The organism is Alkalibacillus salilacus, assembly GCF_030812915.1.
GTDB classification, from domain to species: Bacteria; Bacillota; Bacilli; order Bacillales; family Alkalibacillaceae; genus Alkalibacillus; species Alkalibacillus salilacus.
Genome location: NZ_JAUSTQ010000003.1, coordinates 235424 through 254686 on the forward strand (window position 1 = coordinate 235424; position 19263 = coordinate 254686).

Below are 19263 nucleotides of genomic sequence, written 5' to 3' on the forward strand. Positions count from 1 at the left end.
CCTATCACCCTAATTGATCGCCAACAGTAAAGAAGTCTGCTGAACCTCTTAGAAAGTCGACAGTTTTCATGCGTTTCTTACCTGCTGGTTGAATTTCAGTTAATCTAAGTATGCCACCATCACCCGTTGCAATATCGACACCTTTATCAACGTCTACAGCAACTATGGTGCCTGGTTTTTGATTCGATTTATCGTTTATTTTTTCAGCAGACCATATTTTAATTGTTTGGTCATGGTATGTCGTAAAAGCAACAGGCCAAGGATTCAAACCTCGTACTTGATTGTATATATTCTGTTGTGTATCTGCGAAATCGATACGTTCAACTTCACGTGTGATGTTCGGTGCATAAGTTGCGTCTTCGTGATTTTGTTCGGTCGGTTCAAGAGATCCTTCAAATAATTGTGGAATCGTTCGCATCAATAATTGGCTACCTACTTCAGCCAATCGATCATGTAAATCACCGACAGTATCATGATCGTGAATAGAAACTTTTTCTTGCGATAACATTGCACCTGCATCCAATGCTTTCACCATATACATAATGGTAATGCCTGTCTCTTTTTCGCCATTTAAAATGGCATAATGAATAGGGGCACCACCTCGTAATTTTGGTAATAGTGACGCATGGACATTTATACAGCCATATGGAGGGCTTTCTAATAATGGTTCGGGTAGGATTTGCCCATAAGCAGCTGTAACGATTAAATCAGGATGATAGTCAAGAATCGTTTGATAATCATGTTTAATTTTTTCAGGTTGTAGTACTGGAATTTCATGTGATTGAGCAAACGCTTTAACTGGTGATGGCGTTAACTTTTTCTTTCTTCCTTTAGGACGGTCAGGTTGTGTGACTACAGCTACCACATCATAACTAGATTCGATTAGTTGTTCTAATACTGGAACACTGAAATCAGGTGTCCCCATAAATACAATTCGTTTCGTCATAGCAAACTCCTTTATATATGCTATTGATTACATAAAATTATAAGGTTCAAAATCAACCGTTAATTGTAAATCATCTTGGTTCATTTCTTTTTGAAAATGGTTGAGAACATTTGATAACGCTGCCTCTACATCTTCTCTTTCTCTATATTTTATCATGCATTGGTATCGATAGCGATCTTTAATCCTTAACATCGGTGATTGTGTTGGTCCTAACATTTCTGTCGTATCACCTAAATCACGACCAAGGATTTGAGCCACTCGTTTTGAAGCATCGACTGCTTTCACATGGTTAGTATGAGATAAATTAATTAAAACTAGATAATAATATGGTGGATATCCAAACCGTTTACGCACTTGCATCTCGCGTAAATAAAATGATTGATAATCATAATCCGCCGCCATTTCAACTGTATAATGCTCTGGTGTATAAGTTTGTACCACAACTTCACCTGTTAATTCATGTCTCCCTGCACGACCACTTACTTGAGTTAATAATTGAAATGACTTTTCGGCAGCACGGAAATCTGGCAAATGAAGTAATGCATCAGCTGCAATCACACCAACAAGTGTTACATTTTCAAAATCCAAGCCTTTTGCAATCATCTGCGTCCCAAGCAATATATCTGCTTCCCTGTTAGCAAATTGATTTAACAAGCGCTCATGTGCACCTTTGCGACTTGTTGTATCAACATCCATACGAATGATACTGGCGTTTTGAAACTGTTCTTGCAAGGCCTCTTCGACTTTTTGGGTTCCCGTACCAAAAAAACGAATGGCATCACTTTCACAACTCGGACAAATATTTGGCATCGGCCGTTCATCGCTACAATAATGACATTTCAACTTATTTTGAGTTCTGTGATAAGTCATGGAAATATCACAATGCTCACATTGGATCGTCTCACCACATTCTCGGCACATCACAAACGTGGCATACCCTCGTCGGTTGAGTAATAAAACGACTTGTTCACGGCGTTCAATTCTCGCATTGATTTTATCAACTAACGTATCAGAAAACATCGTGCGGTTCCCTTTTGCTAGTTCTTCGCGCATATCTACTATATCCATTTCTGGCATAGCCTGCTGATTCACGCGTTCTGTCAACTCAAGCAGACGGTACACACCTTTTTGAGCCCTCGCATAACTTTCTAATGTTGGCGTTGCACTTCCCAAAACGACTGGGCATTGATGAAATTCACCACGGTATTTAGCTACTTCACGTGCATGATACTTTGGATAGTCCTCTTGCTTATAAGTGTTTTCATGCTCCTCATCAATAATAATGATTCCTAGGTTATCAAAAGGCGCAAAAATAGCAGATCGTGCTCCTACTACTACTTTAACTTCTCTCCGATGAATTTTTCGCCATTCATCATATTTCTCACCAGTTGATAAGCCACTATGGAGCACTGCAACGTCATCACCGAATCTAGACTTGAACCGTTCAACCATTTGAGGCGTTAAAGAAATTTCCGGTACAAGCACAATCGCTTCTTCCCCTTTATTTAATACTGCTTCTATTGATTGTAAGTACACCTCTGTCTTCCCACTACCCGTAATACCGTGTAATAGAAAAACATCATGTTTGGTTTCGTGAATATTATTTAGCACAGGATCTATGACATTTTGTTGTTGATCGGTTAAAGGCAAAGATTCTGTCGCCTCAAATGACCGTGAATGAGGATTTCGATAAATCTCCTTTTGAACAAGATTTAATAACCCTTTTTGTTCTAGTGATTTTACTGGACTTCTTGTAACACTTAATGTTTCTTGTAATTGTTTTAATCGTACAGGTTGCTCTTGATCCAGTAACCATTCTAGTATATCGTGTTGTTTCTTAGCCTGATTGGTGAATTCAGTTAATTTTTCTAGAGTGTCAGGTTCACTTAAAGCTAGTTCAACATATGTATCCTTTTTTACTCGATTTTTCCCTTTAACGACATAATTAATTTCAATAAGGCCTTCTTCGATTTGGCGTCGAATCTGAGAATCGGGAATTTTAGCATCAATTAAGTCTTGAAATGGAAATACTTCACGCCCTTGGGAAATAGCTCGCCAATTTTCTGGCAATAATGTTTCTTCAGTCTGTAACCAAACTTCCTTACTATATTTTGCTTTAAAAACGGCCGGCAACATAGCTTGTAAAGCAGAAATTCGAAAACAAAGCGTTTCATGTTGTAACCATCTCGATAATTGGATTAACTCAGATGTCAGAATCGGTTTGTAATCCATCACTTGTTGGATAACTTTCAAGTTTTCAAACTCACTCTCACTTGTTAAATCTACAACAAACCCCATAATTTGCCTTGGCCCAAATGGCACAATGACACGAATTCCAGGTTCTACGATTGTTTGTAAGTCATCTGGAATTTGATAATCAAACAGAGCGTCAGTTGCAGAGACTGGGACGTCAACAACTACTTTTGCGATGTTCACCCTTTTCACCTACATTTCTTTCGTTAAGGTCGACCACAATTGTTGTGCAACTTTTTCTTTAGATTGAAGCGGAATTGATTGATGCTCACCTTTATTTGTTAGGACTTCAACAGCGTTCGTGTCCGTCTTAAACCCTTGTTCATCTTGGCTAATATCATTAACGACAATCGCATCTAAATTTTTACGGGCCATCTTATCACGACCGTTCTTGATCGCATCATCTGTTTCTGCTGCAAACCCAACGAGGTATTGAGTTGATTTCGCTTTACCTAGAGCTTGTAAAATATCTCGTGTTCTTGTTAATTCAAGTGTTAAGTCACCTGACTGTTTTTTCATCTTACGGTCATACTGATTGGTTGGCTTATAATCAGCAACAGCTGCGGCACTTACCACAATATCTTGATCATTAAAACGAGACATGACCGCATCATACATGTCTTCTGCAGTTGTCACATCCACTCGCTCAATATTAGGAGGCGTTTCCAGTTCGACTGGACCACTGACTAATGTGACATTTGCACCTAAGTCACATGCTACTTTAGCAATGGCAAAACCCATCTTACCTGAAGAATGATTGGTAAAATAACGAACAACGTCAACTGCTTCAATTGTCGGCCCTGCTGTGACTAGTACTTGTTTTCCAGCTAAAGGTTGATAAGAGTTTTGTTTTTCAGTTTGTTCTACCACATCAATTATTCGCTCCGGCTCTTCTAATCGACCTTTACCTACGTAACCGCAAGCTAAATAACCATCACCTGGTTCAATAAAGCGGTAGCCGTATGCCTCAAGTGTCGTTAAATTATGTTTGACGGCTGGATGGTCATACATATGAACATTCATTGCCGGGGCCACATAAACAGGACTTGTCGTTGCAAGTAATGTTGTTGTTAACATATCATCTGCTAGACCGTTGGCAACTCGCCCTAATAGGTGTGCTGTTGCTGGAGCTAAAATAGTTAGATCTGCCCAGTCAGCTAAATCGATATGAGCGATTTTTTCTGGATTTTTTTCATCAAAGGCATCTGTGTAAACGGGATTTCGAGATAGAGCTTGGAATGTTAATGGGTTAACAAATTCCGTAGCTCCTTCTGTCATGATTACCTTGACATCATAACCCCGTTGAACTAACTTGCTTGTTAGTGCACATGCTTTATATGCAGCAATGCCCCCTGATACTCCTAGTAATACATGTTTTTGTTGTTCCATGGGTTTCGCCTCCATCTTTAACATGACGTTTAATTCATTACTTTCTACTAAAATCTGTTAAATCTTAGTGTTGATTTTCAATTGATGTAGCACTGAGTTGTTGAATTGTGAGGAGCGAAGGTGGCGACTCCTGCGGGAAAAGCACGAGTCTCGAGACCCCGCAGGAAGCGCTTTTCTTCCGAGGAGGCTCGAGCCGTGCCCGCGGAAAGCGTCCACCGAAAGCGGATCACAATATCAACAATGGACTTTAACAAAGCTCACTACTAAAAAAGAACAACCTGATTATAAGCAGGTTGTTCCTTGATTGGGCCATCATGTTTTGCGCTAGGTGGTGCATAGCTTAATGCCATCTCATCACCAACCTGCATACGCTAAGATACCTATTATTTATAGTCTTCGATCGTTAGCTTATCTTCGATGATTTCTTCTAATGCCTGACCAACATACTTCGGTGACTTATGGTCATCAAGCATATAATTCTGTTCATCATGCAATTCACGTGCACGACTTGAAGCTGCAATCACGATTGCATATTTTGAGTCAATCTTTTCTAGCAAATTGTCTACTGACGGCTCTAAAATCATAGATCAACACTCCCTAAAGCTTTTTTATATTGTGAAGCGATACGCTCTCGCTTACAGTGTTCACTTTCAACAATGGATTCAATACGTCTGACTGCTGAATTGATATCATCATTTACGACAACATAATCGTATGCATCCATCATTTCAATTTCTTTTTTCGCTTCATATAATCGATTACGAACAATCGATTGATCTTCAGTGCCTCGATTTATGATGCGATTTTTCAATTCTTCTAAACTTGGTGGGAATAAAAAGATAAACACACCTTCTGGGAAGTTTTCTTTAACTTGCAAAGCACCTTGGACTTCTATCTCTAAAAACACATCACGTCCTTGTGCTAATGTCTCTTCAACATATGTCTTAGGTGTTCCATAATAATTCCCTACATACTCAGCATACTCAATTAATTCATTATGTTCAATCATCTTTTTCACTTCTTCTTTAGTTTTAAAGAAGTAATCGACGCCGTCTTCTTCGCCTTCGCGAGGATGACGTGTCGTAACAGAAATTGAGTAAGCTAATGCTGGATCTTGATCGAAAAGAGCTTTTCGAACGGTTCCTTTCCCGACACCTGAGGGTCCAGAAAGGATAAACAGAATTCCTTTTTCATCTTTCACAAAACTTCCTCCTAGTTGTCGATGTTCATATCTTCATTAACGACACGTTGTCCAACTGTTTCCGGTTGTACAGCAGATAAAATAACGTGGTCACTATCAGTTACGATTACAGCACGTGTACGTCTTCCATATGTAGCATCTACTAACTTATTACTATCACGCGCAACAGTAATAATTCGTTTAATCGGGGCTGATTCGGGTGATACAATCGAGATAATGCGATTGGCAGACACAACATTACCAAACCCGATATTAATTAATTTCAAATTCATTCTTGTCTCCCCTAACTTATTTCTTTATAGATTACTTCTATTATAGACTAAATAAAAGCAAAAACTCAAATATTATTCTATATTTTGGACTTGTTCTTTGATTTTCTCAATAACACTCTTTAATGCGATCGCTTGCTTACTTAAGGCAATATCATTCGCTTTCGATCCAATTGTATTCGCTTCACGATGCAATTCTTGAGACAAAAAGTCCAACTGTCGTCCAACGGCTTGATTAGAAGACAGCAATTCATCTATTTGTTCAGTGTGCGACAAAAGACGTGTCACTTCTTCCGTTATATCTCCCTTATCGGCCAACATTGCCACTTCTTGAACTAAGCGCTGATGATCAATGTCTACTTCCTTCAATGTATCCTGCAGTCGGACTAACACACGATCATAGTAATGTTGTTTAAGCGTCTCACGGTTATCGTTTAATTCATTTGCTAGCTTTTTAATCTCTTCATTATACTGTAACACATCTTGCCTTAATGTCTCACCTTCATCGATTCTCATTTGATAAGCATTGGCGAGCGCTTTTTCCAAAGTAGACCTTATCACTTGTTCTAACGCTTCGTCTACTTGGTTGGATTCATCTTTTTCAAGTAGACCTTCAAGTTGCAGTAAGTGATTAATCGTTATATCGCCCGGTATCCCTGTTTCGTCTTTAATTTCATGTACTTTAGCTAAATATTGGTTCAATAAAGGCCAATTAACATTTATTGTAGGCTCACTCAATGGTTCTCCATTCATTTGAATCCATATGTCTATTCGGCCACGATTAAACCAACTTCGACATTGTGTTTTCATCTGATCCTCTAAAGCCGTTAATTCTCTTGGCAATTTAAAAGAAAAATCTAAAAAGCGATGGTTCACTGTTTTAATTTCTACAGAAACTTGTCGATCATGATATGTATCAACAGCTTGACCATATCCCGTCATACTTTTTATCACTTTAATCACCAACTTTTATTTAGTTGTAACATATTCTCGCATTATTACTAATAACATTTCAACTAATTAATGGTATAAAATCCGTAATTGTTCATGCTATACTGAAAACCTATGAGGTGATAAATATGCCATTTGATGGAATTGTAACCCGTGCGATCACAAACGAATTATCTAATTTACAAGGTGGTCGCATTCAAAAAATATACCAACCAACTGATAGCGAGCTCATTTTAACTGTTCGAAGCGGTGGGAAGAATCATAGCCTACTGATCTCAACGCATTCGAGCTATGCACGCATTCATTTAACGAATGAAAAATATACAAACCCGAAAGAACCACCTATGTTCTGTATGGTCTTACGCAAATACTTAGGTGCTGGGTTTATCGAATCGGTTGAACAAGTTGAATTAGAACGCATTATTCATATTAAGGTTCGTAGCAAAGACGAAATCGGAGATGAACAATCCAAAACCTTAATCATCGAATTAATGGGCAAACACAGCAACGTTATGGTCGTCGATCCTGAGCGAAACGTCATTTTAGACAGTCTAAAACATATCAGTCCAGCACAAAACCGTCACAGAACGATTTTACCTGGTCAGACGTATATTGCTCCGCCCGAACAAGGCAAACTTAACCCGCTTCAACTAGACGGTGACACATTTGTCCGTAAGCTCGATTTCCTCCAAGGAAAAATCGATCGACAAATGTTGAATCTGTTAATGGGATGTTCACCACTTGTTACGAAAGCATTAGCTAGCAAGGCTTACTTGGGCGATAATCAAGCATATGCCGACGTGTTTGAAACATTTAAGGATCATTTGATTAATCATCACTATGAACCTAAACGTGCGATCGGACAACAGGAAGATTTTCATGTCTTACCAGAAGTCACATTTGATCAAGAGACTAAAACGTTCGATTCGGTCAGTGGCATGCTAGACAATTATTATGCAGGCAAAGCTGAACGTGACCGAATAAAGAATCAAACACATGATTTAATGCGCTTCTTAAAAAACGAAAAAGCGAAAAATGAACGCAAAATCAAAAAACAAGAAAAAACGTTAGCCAAAGCTGAGCAGGCTGAAGACTATCAAAAATACGGCGAACTATTAACGGCTCACTTACACCTTGTGAAATTAGGTGATGAGACGGTCGATGTTATGGATTATTATGACCCAGAACAAAAAACGATCACGCTTGAGTTGGATCCAAACAAGTCGCCAAGTGATAATGCACAATATTATTTTAAACAGTATCAAAAGTTGAAGAAATCAAAAGAAGTCGTCCTCGTAGAAATCGAGAAAGCCAAACAAGAAATCGACTATTTCGAACGCTTAATTCAACAACTTGAACAAGCAAGACAAGATGATGTGCAAGATATTCGCGATGAATTAGAAGAAGAAGGTTATTTGAAAGCAAAGCAACAAAAGTCGAAGAAGAAAAAGCAAAAATGGTTACAACCTGACCATTACCAAGCTTCTGATGGAACAGAACTCATTGTGGGTCGTAACAATAAACAAAACGAATTCGTGACGAATCGGATGGCAAATAAGAATGATATCTGGTTGCACACTAAAGATATTCCAGGCTCACACGTCATCATTCGTCATAGCGATCCAAGTGATGAAACTATTTTAGAAGCGGCAATGATCGCAGCCTACTACAGTAAAGCGAAACATTCATCTTCTGTGCCAGTCGATTATACAGCGATTAAGCATGTCCGTAAGCCAAACGGCGCGAAACCAGGCTATGTAACATATGACAACCAACAGACTGTCTATGTGACACCTGATGAAAGACAGATTGAGCAGATGAAAGTAACGGAAAACAAGCCGACATAATACCGTTTCATTAAATAATAATTAATCAAAATAACACCCGAAAGATTGATTTTATCAATCTTACGGGTGTTTCCTTTTAAATGAAGTACAATAATTATATAGAGAATTTCATGTCATATAAAGTATATAAATGATGCTAGCAGTTTTCTTAAGTAGGTTGGCTCATACCAGAAACAACTATAATTAAAAATATAAATGCTCCAACACCGATGCTTACAATTAACGACATAATTGGGATTATATTTTTCTCATTTTTACGCGTGATCCCAATTAGGGCCAAAGTTATAGCGATTACTAAAGGTAAAAATAACATTACTTCAGAAATGTCTCTACCTCCCAGCATAGCTATAAAAATGAAAATAGGTATGATACTAAATACTAATGACAACCAACTTACTATAGTCGTCTTTTTCATCTCTAACCCCCTTCATTGAACGTTCTTTAGTTTAAAGCCATCTTCAATGTGGTTCATTTTATGTAAAAAGATTTATGTTACCCCTAATAGCTAGTAACTATTTATACCTTCTCCGTTTATTATACTCCAACAACTCTTAATCAACTGATCGATATACTATTAGTTACCCCACTGCTAAACGAACTATAATTAAAATCGGGTATGCTAAAATTCCAGAACTTATAATAAAGGCTATTAAAGGAATGATATTCTTTTCATTCTGCTTATAGAGGGCTATGATTGAAAATCCTATAGATACAAATAAAAAGAAACCTATTACTAATAGCGAAATTTCATAACCTCTTATTAGCATGAATATAGCAAAAGCAGGTAACATACTTAAAGCTAAAGATACCCAACTGACTGTACCAATCTTTTTCATCTCATATACTCCTAAATTAAATCTAATAAATGATATAAACGTCACTATACCATAAAAAACCTTTATTGAGAATATTATGGAAAACTTTATCAGAGAAAAAATAGTGAATTGTAAGAGATTTAACTGAATAGTTCTTATAAGTTGGTTAACCTAATTAAACTTTAAGATTCAGAGCTTGTTAATATAAGATTATAACGCCACTCTAGTAATGCATGATAGTCATTTTGGTTTATTTCACCTTTATCAACCAATAAGTTGGCGATCTGATCAAATGTCACTAGGCTAGTATTAATAATCCCCTTTTGATTGAACTGTTCTTCTGCCACGTCTAATCCATAAGTGAAGATCGATAACACATATAACACTTCACAACCCTTTTCCCTCAAGGCTTCGACGACCTTTGTTGCACTTTGTCCTGTCGAAATCAAATCTTCAATCACAACAACACGATCACCTAAATCGACGCGGCCTTCGATCATGTTTTCTAACCCGTGCCCTTTCGGTTTACTACGAACATAAATCATTGGTAAATCTAGCAACTCCGCCGTAAATGCCGCATGAGGAATCCCTGCTGTGGCACATCCAGCAATTACATCAACTTGTGATCTATCGATTTGGTTAGCTAACTTTCTCGCAATTTGTCGGCGAACTTCTGGATAAGACATCGTTAAACGATTATCACAATAAACAGGTGACGTAATACCTGATGACCAAGTAAACGGTTCGTTCATATTAATTTTTAATGCTTCGATCTCAATTAATTGTTCAGCTATTGTTTGCTGATGCATAGGACCACTCCTTTACGATTGATTGATAGATTTGTTTTGGCTCGTCAGCTTGTGTGACAGCACGACCAACCACAATCATGTCACTTCCTACTTCATTTGCCTTACGAGGTGTCGCTACACGGGTTTGATCGTGATGTGCACCATTTGCAAGACGAATCCCTGGGGTTAATGTTTTAAAATCTAAACCACAATATTGTTTGATCAAAGGTACTTCATGAACCGAGCAGACAACTCCATCAGCCCCGCTTTCTTGACTGATATGTGCGTAATGTTGCACTGTTTCTGCCATACTTTTTTGAATTAATAACTCCGATTCAAGCATTGTCTCATCTGTTGATGTTAATTGAGTGACGGCTAATAATTGAGATTGACTGTTTTCTGCAATCAAAGCTTCTTTAGCCGCTTCAATCATACGACTTCCACCTGCTGCATGAATGTTTACGATGGATGGCTCATATAGTGCTAATTGTCGCATCGCTTCATAGACGGTATTAGGAATATCATGTAACTTTAAATCTAAAAAGATCGGATGATGCTTCCTTTTTAAATAATCGATAATACGATGCCCTTCACTATAAAAGAGTTGCATGCCAACTTTGACTGGAACGCCTTCTAAATGATGGTTTTCTAAAAAATATCTTGCTTCCTCAACGCTTCGAACATCTAAAGCGAGGTAGATTGATGGCTGCATCGTGCGTCCCTCACTTCTTTTACAGAATTAAATCCATAAGCTTGTAATGTTTCAGGTAAGTCTTGAACTAAACGTTCGCAAATAAACGGATTTTGAAAATTTGCTGTTCCAACCGCGACTGCATCAGCACCAGCTAGTAAGAATTCGAGTACATCTTCCGTTGATTGAATGCCTCCCATTCCAATAATAGGCAGATCTGTTTTTTGTCGAACTTGATGAATCATATGGATTGCAATTGGTTTAATCGCAGGTCCTGATAGACCACCTGACCCATTGGCAATAATCGGCGCTTGTTGATGTAAATCAATACGTCTTCCGGTTAAGGTATTAACCATAGATAGGCCGTCTGCTCCAGCTTTTTCGACAGCCGTTGCAATATCCGTAATATCTGTTACGTTAGGCGAAAGTTTAACAAAGACTGGCTTTGAAGAAACGGATTTAACAGCTTCCGTGACGCGATAAGCTAAGGTTGCATCCGTCCCGAACTGCACGCCACCTTCTTTTACATTGGGACATGAAATATTTAATTCTAATGCTTTAACCGCGGCCTGTTCAGACATTTTTCTAGCAACATCGACGTATTCCTCAAGTGTACTTCCTGCAATATTGGCGATCACAGGTACATCATACTGTCTTAAGAATGGGAGCTCTTGTTCAATAATTCCATCAACACCAGGATTCTGTAATCCAATCGCATTTAGCATCCCTGATGATGTCTCAGCGACTCGAGGTGTTTGATTACCGAATCTCGCTTCTCCCGTAGCTGCTTTAATCGCAATCGCTCCTAATTGGTTCAAATCGTAAAACGCGCTAAATTCACGACCAAAGCCGAAACACCCTGATGCTGGCATGATAGGATTGTTTAAATGTAAATCACCTAATGTGACTTCTAAACTCATAGAATCACCTCACTTGCTTGTAATACAGGGCCATCTTGACAAATTTTCACATAGCCATTGTCATTCTTAGCTTCACAAACACATGCAAAACAAGCACCGATTCCACATCCCATGCGTTCTTCAAACGATAATTGACCAGGTGTATCTATCATTTGTTCTTGTACAGCTTGTAACATCGGCATTGGTCCACAAGCGTAATAATGTTGAAAATTCAGGTCTAGTTGACTAACAACGTCCGTCACAAAACCTTTATGCCCATAAGTCCCGTCATCAGTAGAAATATATGTTTTAGTTAATTCTCGAAATTCATCTTCATAGAAAACGGCTTCACGTGTCGCAAATCCTAACACGACTGTCACTTGATAGTGTCTCACTAATTGTTTTGTTAAATGATAGAGCGGTGGAACGCCAACGCCACCTCCAACAACTAAAATTTGATTACCTTCTGAATGTTTAATTTCAAAACCATTACCGAGTGGGCCAAGTACATTTAAGATGGTTCCTTCTGTAAGAGTAGATAACCATTTAGTCCCATCACCTGTCACATGATAGATGAGCGTAATAGTTTGTGAGATACGGTTAATATCTGCAATCGATAATGGTCGACGAAGCATATTTAACTTTCCGTCACCAATTTGTATATGAACAAACTGCCCAGATTGAATATGAAGCGGAATCTCTTCACCTGATATCACCATTTCAAAAGTGTTTAACGCAATGCATTCATTTTTCTGTATCGTCATATCTTCAACGATCATACATTCACAACCTCTTGCTTTGGCATTGGACTCGCTGCAAAACTCATTGACTCAATCACGCTTACCATCGCCTCAGCTGTATCTAATGATGTTAAACACGCAATCCCGTGTTCCACGGCACTACGGCGAATACGAAAGCCATCTGTTTCTGTCTGTTTGCCTCTTGATAAAGTATTGACGACTAAATGAACATAGCCTTCTTCGATGACATGTAAGATGTGACACTGATCATCCTTAATCTTGTTCACTTCTTCAACCGCTAACCCAGCCTCTCGAATCGCTTGTGCCGAACCAGTTGTTGCATACAATTGAAAACCTAAAGCAGTCAATCTTCTGGCCAATTCAACCATTTCTGATTTGTCTTGGTCTGCTACCGTTAATAAGACACTGCCTCCTGTTGGAACTTTTAAACCTGACGCTAATATCCCTTTATACAGCGCTTTTTCCAATGTCTGATCACGACCAATCACTTCACCCGTAGATTTCATTTCTGGGCCAAGTGTAATCTCGACCTGACGTAGTTTCTCAAATGAAAAGACAGGGACTTTAACTGATATCGTATTGTCTTCTTCACATAAACCACCCTCATATCCGAGCTCATTTAACGTTTCGCCTAACATGATGCGGGTTGCAATATTAGCCATCTTAACGCTAGTCACTTTGCTTAAAAACGGTACAGTACGACTTGAGCGTGGATTGACTTCTAACACATAAACATCGCCATCATGATAAACAAATTGAATATTGAGTAATCCTTTTACATTTAACGCCCTAGCAATTGCAGTCGTGATCTCGGTACACTGTGCTTTGACTGAATCCGGAATATGTTGAGTTGGATAAACAGCCATAGAATCACCAGAATGAACACCTGCCCGTTCAATATGTTCCATGATACCTGGAATGACCACCGTCTCTCCGTCACTAATAGCGTCAACTTCTAACTCCTGACCAATTAAATATCGATCGATTAAAACAGGCCGTTCAGGATGGACACTGACTGCTTCACTCATATATCTCATCAATTCAAATTCTTCATGAACAATCTCCATCGCCCGTCCGCCTAAGACATAAGATGGCCGTACTAAAACTGGGTATCCGATTTCTCGTGCGAGTTCTTTCGCCTCTTCTTCTGTTGTTGCCATACCTGCTTTAGGTCTTGCAATTTGGCTGTCTTCTAATAACTGATCGAACTGGTCTCGGTCTTCTGCTCGATCGATTGATGATTTCGACGTCCCTAAAATCGCTACCCCTCGCTTCTCTAACTCATCGACGAGTGATATCGCAGTTTGGCCCCCGAACTGGACAATCACGCCTTCAGGTTGTTCATGATCAATGACGTGCATGACATCTTCAATCGTTAACGGTTCAAAATATAATTTATCGGATATTTGAAAATCAGTTGATACTGTCTCAGGGTTATTATTAATCACAATCGCTTCATATCCCGCTTCTTTAAGTGCTAATACAGAATGAACCGTAGCATAGTCGAACTCAATCCCCTGCCCTATTCGAATGGGTCCTGAGCCAAGAACGACAACTTTTGGCCGAGTTGTGCGAATTGATTCGGTCTCTTCTTCATACGTGCTATAAAAATACGGTGTTTCTGATGCAAATTCTGCTGCACACGTATCCACCATTTTATATACAGGGATAACGTCATGAGCACGACGCCATTCATATACTGTTTGTTCTCTAGTTTCCCAAAAACGAGCTATGGCTTGATCAGAAAAGCCTAACTCTTTAGCCTCAATTAAAGGGTCAACTTGCCAGGGTTGATTAGCTAATTGTAGTTCTATTGTGATGAGATGATTAAATTTGTGTAAAAACCACGGATCAATTTGGGTTATGGCGTGAATGGTATCTACTGAATACCCACGACGAAATGCTTCACCTAACACGAATAACCGTTCATCATCTGGTTTCGCTAAACGTCTTTCTAATTCAGTTTTTTCTACCTGTTTTAAAGCGGGTAAATGCCATTCTTCTGTCCCGATTTCAAGTGAGCGAACCGCTTTATGTAGCGACTCTTCGAAATTGCGCCCAATCGCCATCACTTCACCAGTTGCTTTCATTTGCGTTCCAAGCTGACGATTAGCAGCCTGAAACTTATCAAACGGCCAACGTGGAATTTTCGTGACCACATAATCTAAAGCAGGTTCAAAATGCGAATACGTTCGACCTGTGACAGGGTTTTGCATCTCATCTAACGTTAACCCGACAGCAATCTTAGCGGCTAATTTTGCAATCGGATATCCCGTTGCTTTCGACGCGAGCGCACTTGAACGACTGACGCGTGGATTAACTTCTATGACATAATACTGAAAACTATTAGGATCTAACGCCAGCTGGACATTACAGCCTCCTTCAATATTTAACTCGCGAATTAATTTTAGCGACACATCACGTAGCAGTTGATACTCACGGTCACTTAATGTTTGGGAAGGGGCCACAACAATCGAGTCTCCCGTATGCACCCCAACTGGATCAATATTTTCCATATTACAAACGACAATGGCATGATCTTCGCCATCACGCATGACTTCATATTCGATTTCTTTAAACCCTGCGATATTACGCTCGATCAAACATTGACTCACAGGTGAGACAGCTAAACCATTTTGAACGGTTTCGATTAACGTCGCTTCATCTTCACACATGCCACCACCTGTGCCACCTAATGTATAGGCTGGTCGTACTATCGTCGGATAACCAATTTGACCAGCAAACTTAACCGCTTCATCTACTGAACTGACAATTGTACTTTCAGGAATCGGTTCGTTAAGCTCGAGCATTAATTGCCGAAAGAGATCACGATCTTCAGCCTTTTCAATCGCTTCTAAATTCGTTCCTAATAATTCAATATCATAAGCCTCTAAAACACCACGTTGATGTAATTCAGTCGCCATATTCAGACCTGTTTGACCACCTAAGGTCGGAAGCAAGGCATCTGGTCGTTCCTGGCGAATTATTTTAGCTAAAAAATCACCCGTTAATGGTTCCATATAAACGACATCTGCTACCGTTTCATCGGTCATAATCGTTGCTGGGTTTGAATTGGCTAATATAACTTCATAGCCTTCTTCTTTTAAGGCCTGACAAGCTTGTGTCCCTGAATAGTCAAATTCCGCGGCTTGCCCAATGATAATCGGTCCTGAGCCAATCACTAGGATTCGTTTAAGATCAGTTCGTTTTGGCATAAGGTAACGCCTCCTTCTTTAGTCTGTTGCATCATGGCTAAGAATTGATCAAATAACCCGTTCGCATCATGTGGTCCTGGTGCGCTTTCTGGATGAAATTGCACAGAAAAGACCGGATACTCTTGATGACTTAATCCCTCGATCGTCCCGTCATTTATCGCGCGATAAGTCACACGGAGCGACGTATTTAATAGTGATGATTCTGACACTGTATACCCATGATTTTGTGAAGTCATCCAAGCCTCACCTGTATCAACGACTTTTACTGGATGATTCGCACCACGGTGCCCAAAGTTCAGCGGTTCAGTGTCAGAACCTGCTGCTAATGCGACTAGTTGATGACCGAGACAAATACCGAAGATCGGAACATAACCCATTAACCCTTGCACAAGGTCAATTCCTTCTTGAACGTCTTTCGGGTCGCCTGGTCCGTTTGATAGCATCACACCATCTGGCTCAAGCTGGAGCACCTCTTGGGCCGTGACATCATATGGTACAACCGTCACATGACAGCCTCTTTCTGTTAATTCGCGTAACATTCCGTGTTTCATCCCGTAGTCGACTAAGACGACACGATAACCTCTACCTGGGACCACATATGGTTTAGCGGCTGACACACGTTTGACTTGGTCATTTGACAGAGATGTTTCGTTTATTGTTTCTAAAAAGGAGTCCATTTCATCTAAGTTATCTAGTAAAACACCTTTCATCGTCCCTTTTTGCCGAATTTTTTTAACAAGTCGTCTTGTATCAATCCCTTTTAACCCTGGAATTTCTTTTTGTGTTAAATACTCATCTAATGACATCGTGCTTCTAAAATGTGAAGGGTGGGTTGCGACTTCTTTGACGATTAACGCTGATAACGCAGGTCTTACCGTTTCAAAGTCATCTCGGTTAATCCCGTAATTACCGATCAGAGGATACGTCATGACGATTAGTTGATCGCAATAAGATGGATCAGACAAAGTTTCTTGATAACCTGTCATTCCTGTTTGAAACACAACTTCTCCGATTCGATGATTTAATTCGGCTCCAAACGCTTGCCCTTTAAATATCGAGCCATCTTCTAATAACAAATAACGTTTATGCATATGCCTCCTCCTTTTGCCAAACAATCTCTCCATTAATCATCGTTAACGTTGGAATACCTTTAACTTGATAACCGTTGAACGGTGTATTACGTCCTTTTGATAAAAACTCACCTGAATCAATGGCGGTTTCATTTGTTATGTTAATAAGCACTAAGTCAGCAGGAGCGCCCATTTTTAATCGACCATACGGTAAGTGAAATATTGTGGCTGGTTTAACGGCTAGCCAATCGATCAGTTGTTCAATTGACCAATGACCTGTTTCAACAAAGTGAGTGTATAAAAGAGGAAAAGCCGTTTCTAACCCGACTATTCCAAACGGTGAAGTTAAAAATCCGTTCGTTTTTTCATCTTTGGTGTGAGGGGCGTGATCGGTTGCGATGCAATCGATTGTTCCATCTTCTAGGCCCTCAATTAACGCTTGACGGTCTACTTCGCTTCGAAGAGGTGGGTTCATTTTGTAATGAGCATCGTCTGATGGAATATCATCTTCTGATAGTAGTAAATGGTGGGGGGTGACTTCGGCTGTCACATGGATGCCAGCTTGTTTTGCATCGCGGATGACGCGAACGGATTCTTTCGTACTGACATGACAAACGTGGTAATGGCAATGTGCAGCTTCTGCTAAAAGGACATCACGTGCAATTTGAACGGATTCACTAAGCGATGGAATCCCCGGTAAATTTAATGACTTGTTTCGTTCACCATCATGCATAACACCACCATATACAAGGGAATTATCCTCACAATGAGCGACGACTGGCTGCCCAACTTGTGCCGCCTGTTGCATGGCTTCAAACATGGTGCCAGCTGATTGTACACCTACTCCATCATCTGTGAAGGCAACAGCACCTTGTTTAGTTAATTGCTTCATGTCTACTAAAGATTCACCAGATTGCCCAGATGTAATGGCTGCGTAAGGTAGCACACGTACAAAAGCATCACGTTTAATCAAATCTTGAATAAAGGCAAGATTAACTTCCTCGTCCGGCATAGGATTCGTATTCGGCATTGCACAAATTGTTGTAAAACCACCACGCGCAGCAGCTTGTGTCCCCGTAGCAATCGTTTCTTTTTGTTCTCCACCCGGTTCACGTAAATGCACATGTAAATCGACGAACCCAGGTGCAACTTGTTGGCCCTGCCCGTCAATCACATAATCGGCTTCATTAGGATCCATATTGCCAATACTTGCGATTTGACCTTGATCAATTAAAACATGCGTCAGTTCCCCTTGATAAATCACATCTTTAATCAGTTTTCTCATTATGTATTCCTCCTTGATTAAGTAATAAATCGATCACTGCTTGCCTCACATAAACACCGTTTTCCATTTGTTTAAAAATGAATGACTTTTCACTTTCAATTAAATTAGAATCAATTTCAACTCCTCGATTAACTGGGGCTGGATGCATAACCATGCTATTAGTTCGCATACGCTTAGCACGCTCAATCGTTAAACCATATGATGTTAAATAGTGTTCTAAACTGACTGGACTGTCATGACGTTCAGTTTGAACACGCAGAAGCATGATCACATCAGAATCTCTTACAGCGTCATCGATTGATAGATACGGAAATGGCAATGTATCATCTTGCCACGCCTCTGGAGCAGATAGCTTTACGTGAACGCCAAGTCTATTTAACGTAAACGCATTCGACCTAGCAACACGACTATGACGAATATCACCGCATATCGTCACTGTTAACCCTGCGAATTCTTGGAACTGTTCTTTGATCGTCATTAAGTCAAGCAAACATTGAGTCGGATGCTCGCCTGTCCCATCACCCCCATTTATAACCGGGATGTTTATGTCAGTTAATTGAGCGAAATAATTTGCATCAGGATGGCGAATGACAACAAAGTCAGCGCCAATCGCTTCTATCGTTTTCACCGTATCGTACAAAGACTCACCTTTTGTGACACTCGAAGTTGCCTCGGAGAATGGCAAGACTGGTATATTAAGTTTTTGACAAGCCATATCAAAGCTCATCTTCGTTCGTGTCGATGGTTCATAAAACAATAATGTGCCTGTTCTCCCGTCGAATGATTGATTCCGCTCCCCTCGTTTGTACTGTTCAGCTACCTGAAGAACGTTATGAATATCTTCATTTGATAAATCATCCATTTGATATAAATTCATGGTATA

18 protein-coding genes are annotated in these 19263 nt (G+C 39.6%); 1 reads left to right on the forward strand and 17 read right to left on the reverse strand.

The annotated features are described in order from the left end of the window. Positions 1 to 4: 4 nt before the first annotated feature. The 7 genes from fmt to J2S77_RS05485 all read right to left on the reverse strand — a co-directional run bounded on the left by fmt (position 5) and on the right by J2S77_RS05485 (position 7000). On the reverse strand, positions 5 to 946 hold the full coding sequence (gene fmt, locus J2S77_RS05455; protein WP_306975380.1) for a methionyl-tRNA formyltransferase: 942 nt from the start codon (positions 944 to 946) through the stop codon (positions 5 to 7). 27 nt (positions 947 to 973) lie between these two features. Then, complete coding sequence (gene priA / locus J2S77_RS05460) at positions 974 to 3382, reverse strand: primosomal protein N' (protein ID WP_306975382.1); 2409 nt, start codon at positions 3380 to 3382, stop codon at positions 974 to 976. Between the two features lie 9 nt (positions 3383 to 3391). Further along, positions 3392 to 4588, reverse strand: a complete 1197-nt coding sequence (gene coaBC, locus J2S77_RS05465; protein WP_306975384.1) for a bifunctional phosphopantothenoylcysteine decarboxylase/phosphopantothenate--cysteine ligase CoaBC — start codon at positions 4586 to 4588, stop codon at positions 3392 to 3394. Between the two features lie 383 nt (positions 4589 to 4971). Beyond that, the gene (gene rpoZ / locus J2S77_RS05470; protein ID WP_167259953.1) at positions 4972 to 5172 is read right to left on the reverse strand and encodes a DNA-directed RNA polymerase subunit omega; all 201 of its coding nucleotides are present in this window, start codon (positions 5170 to 5172) and stop codon (positions 4972 to 4974) included. Next, positions 5169 to 5789 (reverse strand): guanylate kinase, encoded by a 621-nt coding sequence (gmk, locus tag J2S77_RS05475; RefSeq protein ID WP_306975387.1) that lies wholly within the window; start codon positions 5787 to 5789, stop codon positions 5169 to 5171. The genes rpoZ and gmk overlap by 4 nt, the downstream gene beginning before the upstream one ends. Before the next feature lie 11 nt (positions 5790 to 5800). Then, on the reverse strand, positions 5801 to 6061 hold the full coding sequence (gene remA / locus J2S77_RS05480) for an extracellular matrix/biofilm regulator RemA (protein ID WP_167259949.1): 261 nt from the start codon (positions 6059 to 6061) through the stop codon (positions 5801 to 5803). A gap of 72 nt (positions 6062 to 6133) precedes the next feature. Continuing rightward, entirely contained in the window at positions 6134 to 7000 is an 867-nt protein-coding gene (locus tag J2S77_RS05485; protein WP_306975389.1) for a YicC/YloC family endoribonuclease, read from the reverse strand. A 137-nt stretch (positions 7001 to 7137) separates the two neighbouring features. Between J2S77_RS05485 and J2S77_RS05490 the strand changes: the two genes are divergently transcribed. Continuing rightward, on the forward strand, positions 7138 to 8856 hold the full coding sequence (locus J2S77_RS05490; RefSeq protein ID WP_306975391.1) for an Rqc2 family fibronectin-binding protein: 1719 nt from the start codon (positions 7138 to 7140) through the stop codon (positions 8854 to 8856). A gap of 148 nt (positions 8857 to 9004) precedes the next feature. On the opposite strand, the gene J2S77_RS05495 is transcribed toward J2S77_RS05490, so the two are convergent. The 10 genes from J2S77_RS05495 to J2S77_RS05540 all read right to left on the reverse strand — a co-directional run bounded on the left by J2S77_RS05495 (position 9005) and on the right by J2S77_RS05540 (position 19257). Continuing rightward, positions 9005 to 9271, reverse strand: coding sequence for a hypothetical protein (locus tag J2S77_RS05495; protein WP_306975393.1), 267 nt, complete (start codon positions 9269 to 9271; stop codon positions 9005 to 9007). Positions 9272 to 9434: 163 nt separating this feature from the next. Then, positions 9435 to 9692, reverse strand: a complete 258-nt coding sequence (locus tag J2S77_RS05500; protein WP_306975395.1) for a hypothetical protein — start codon at positions 9690 to 9692, stop codon at positions 9435 to 9437. A 161-nt stretch (positions 9693 to 9853) separates the two neighbouring features. Beyond that, positions 9854 to 10480, reverse strand: coding sequence for an orotate phosphoribosyltransferase (gene pyrE, locus J2S77_RS05505; protein WP_306975396.1), 627 nt, complete (start codon positions 10478 to 10480; stop codon positions 9854 to 9856). Beyond that, the gene (gene pyrF, locus J2S77_RS05510; RefSeq protein ID WP_306975397.1) at positions 10458 to 11171 is read right to left on the reverse strand and encodes an orotidine-5'-phosphate decarboxylase; all 714 of its coding nucleotides are present in this window, start codon (positions 11169 to 11171) and stop codon (positions 10458 to 10460) included. Before pyrF ends, pyrE begins: the two co-directional genes overlap by 23 nt. Then, complete coding sequence (locus J2S77_RS05515; protein WP_306975399.1) at positions 11144 to 12070, reverse strand: dihydroorotate dehydrogenase; 927 nt, start codon at positions 12068 to 12070, stop codon at positions 11144 to 11146. Before J2S77_RS05515 ends, pyrF begins: the two co-directional genes overlap by 28 nt. After that, positions 12067 to 12828, reverse strand: a complete 762-nt coding sequence (locus J2S77_RS05520) for a dihydroorotate dehydrogenase electron transfer subunit (RefSeq protein WP_306975400.1) — start codon at positions 12826 to 12828, stop codon at positions 12067 to 12069. The genes J2S77_RS05515 and J2S77_RS05520 overlap by 4 nt, the downstream gene beginning before the upstream one ends. Beyond that, entirely contained in the window at positions 12825 to 16025 is a 3201-nt protein-coding gene (gene carB / locus J2S77_RS05525) for a carbamoyl-phosphate synthase large subunit (protein WP_306975403.1), read from the reverse strand. The genes J2S77_RS05520 and carB overlap by 4 nt, the downstream gene beginning before the upstream one ends. Continuing rightward, positions 15992 to 17116: a carbamoyl phosphate synthase small subunit gene (locus tag J2S77_RS05530; RefSeq protein WP_306975405.1), complete on the reverse strand. Its 1125-nt coding sequence runs from the start codon at positions 17114 to 17116 to the stop codon at positions 15992 to 15994. Before J2S77_RS05530 ends, carB begins: the two co-directional genes overlap by 34 nt. Continuing rightward, positions 17109 to 18380 (reverse strand): dihydroorotase, encoded by a 1272-nt coding sequence (pyrC, locus tag J2S77_RS05535; protein ID WP_306975407.1) that lies wholly within the window; start codon positions 18378 to 18380, stop codon positions 17109 to 17111. The genes J2S77_RS05530 and pyrC overlap by 8 nt, the downstream gene beginning before the upstream one ends. Next, a complete protein-coding gene (locus J2S77_RS05540; RefSeq protein ID WP_306975408.1) occupies positions 18364 to 19257 on the reverse strand; it encodes an aspartate carbamoyltransferase catalytic subunit in 894 nt (297 codons plus the stop codon). Before J2S77_RS05540 ends, pyrC begins: the two co-directional genes overlap by 17 nt. Between the last annotated feature and the right edge of the window lie 6 nt (positions 19258 to 19263).

What these genes read in the sequence shown, in the direction of transcription:
- fmt (WP_306975380.1), bottom strand. Translation starts at nt 946, where the DNA reads ATGACGAAACGAATTGTATTTATGGGGACACCTGATTTCAGTGTTCCA.
- coaBC (WP_306975384.1), bottom strand. Translation starts at nt 4,588, where the DNA reads ATGGAACAACAAAAACATGTATTACTAGGAGTATCAGGGGGCATTGCT.
- rpoZ (WP_167259953.1), bottom strand. Translation starts at nt 5,172, where the DNA reads ATGATTTTAGAGCCGTCAGTAGACAATTTGCTAGAAAAGATTGACTCA.
- remA (WP_167259949.1), bottom strand. Translation starts at nt 6,061, where the DNA reads ATGAATTTGAAATTAATTAATATCGGGTTTGGTAATGTTGTGTCTGCC.
- J2S77_RS05485 (WP_306975389.1), bottom strand. Translation starts at nt 7,000, where the DNA reads ATGACGGGATATGGTCAAGCTGTTGATACATATCATGATCGACAAGTT.
- J2S77_RS05490 (WP_306975391.1), top strand. Translation starts at nt 7,138, where the DNA reads ATGCCATTTGATGGAATTGTAACCCGTGCGATCACAAACGAATTATCT.
- J2S77_RS05495 (WP_306975393.1), bottom strand. Translation starts at nt 9,271, where the DNA reads ATGAAAAAGACGACTATAGTAAGTTGGTTGTCATTAGTATTTAGTATC.
- J2S77_RS05500 (WP_306975395.1), bottom strand. Translation starts at nt 9,692, where the DNA reads ATGAAAAAGATTGGTACAGTCAGTTGGGTATCTTTAGCTTTAAGTATG.
- pyrE (WP_306975396.1), bottom strand. Translation starts at nt 10,480, where the DNA reads ATGCATCAGCAAACAATAGCTGAACAATTAATTGAGATCGAAGCATTA.
- pyrF (WP_306975397.1), bottom strand. Translation starts at nt 11,171, where the DNA reads ATGCAGCCATCAATCTACCTCGCTTTAGATGTTCGAAGCGTTGAGGAA.
- J2S77_RS05515 (WP_306975399.1), bottom strand. Translation starts at nt 12,070, where the DNA reads ATGAGTTTAGAAGTCACATTAGGTGATTTACATTTAAACAATCCTATC.
- J2S77_RS05520 (WP_306975400.1), bottom strand. Translation starts at nt 12,828, where the DNA reads ATGATCGTTGAAGATATGACGATACAGAAAAATGAATGCATTGCGTTA.
- carB (WP_306975403.1), bottom strand. Translation starts at nt 16,025, where the DNA reads ATGCCAAAACGAACTGATCTTAAACGAATCCTAGTGATTGGCTCAGGA.
- J2S77_RS05530 (WP_306975405.1), bottom strand. Translation starts at nt 17,116, where the DNA reads ATGCATAAACGTTATTTGTTATTAGAAGATGGCTCGATATTTAAAGGG.
- pyrC (WP_306975407.1), bottom strand. Translation starts at nt 18,380, where the DNA reads ATGAGAAAACTGATTAAAGATGTGATTTATCAAGGGGAACTGACGCAT.
- J2S77_RS05540 (WP_306975408.1), bottom strand. Translation starts at nt 19,257, where the DNA reads ATGAATTTATATCAAATGGATGATTTATCAAATGAAGATATTCATAAC.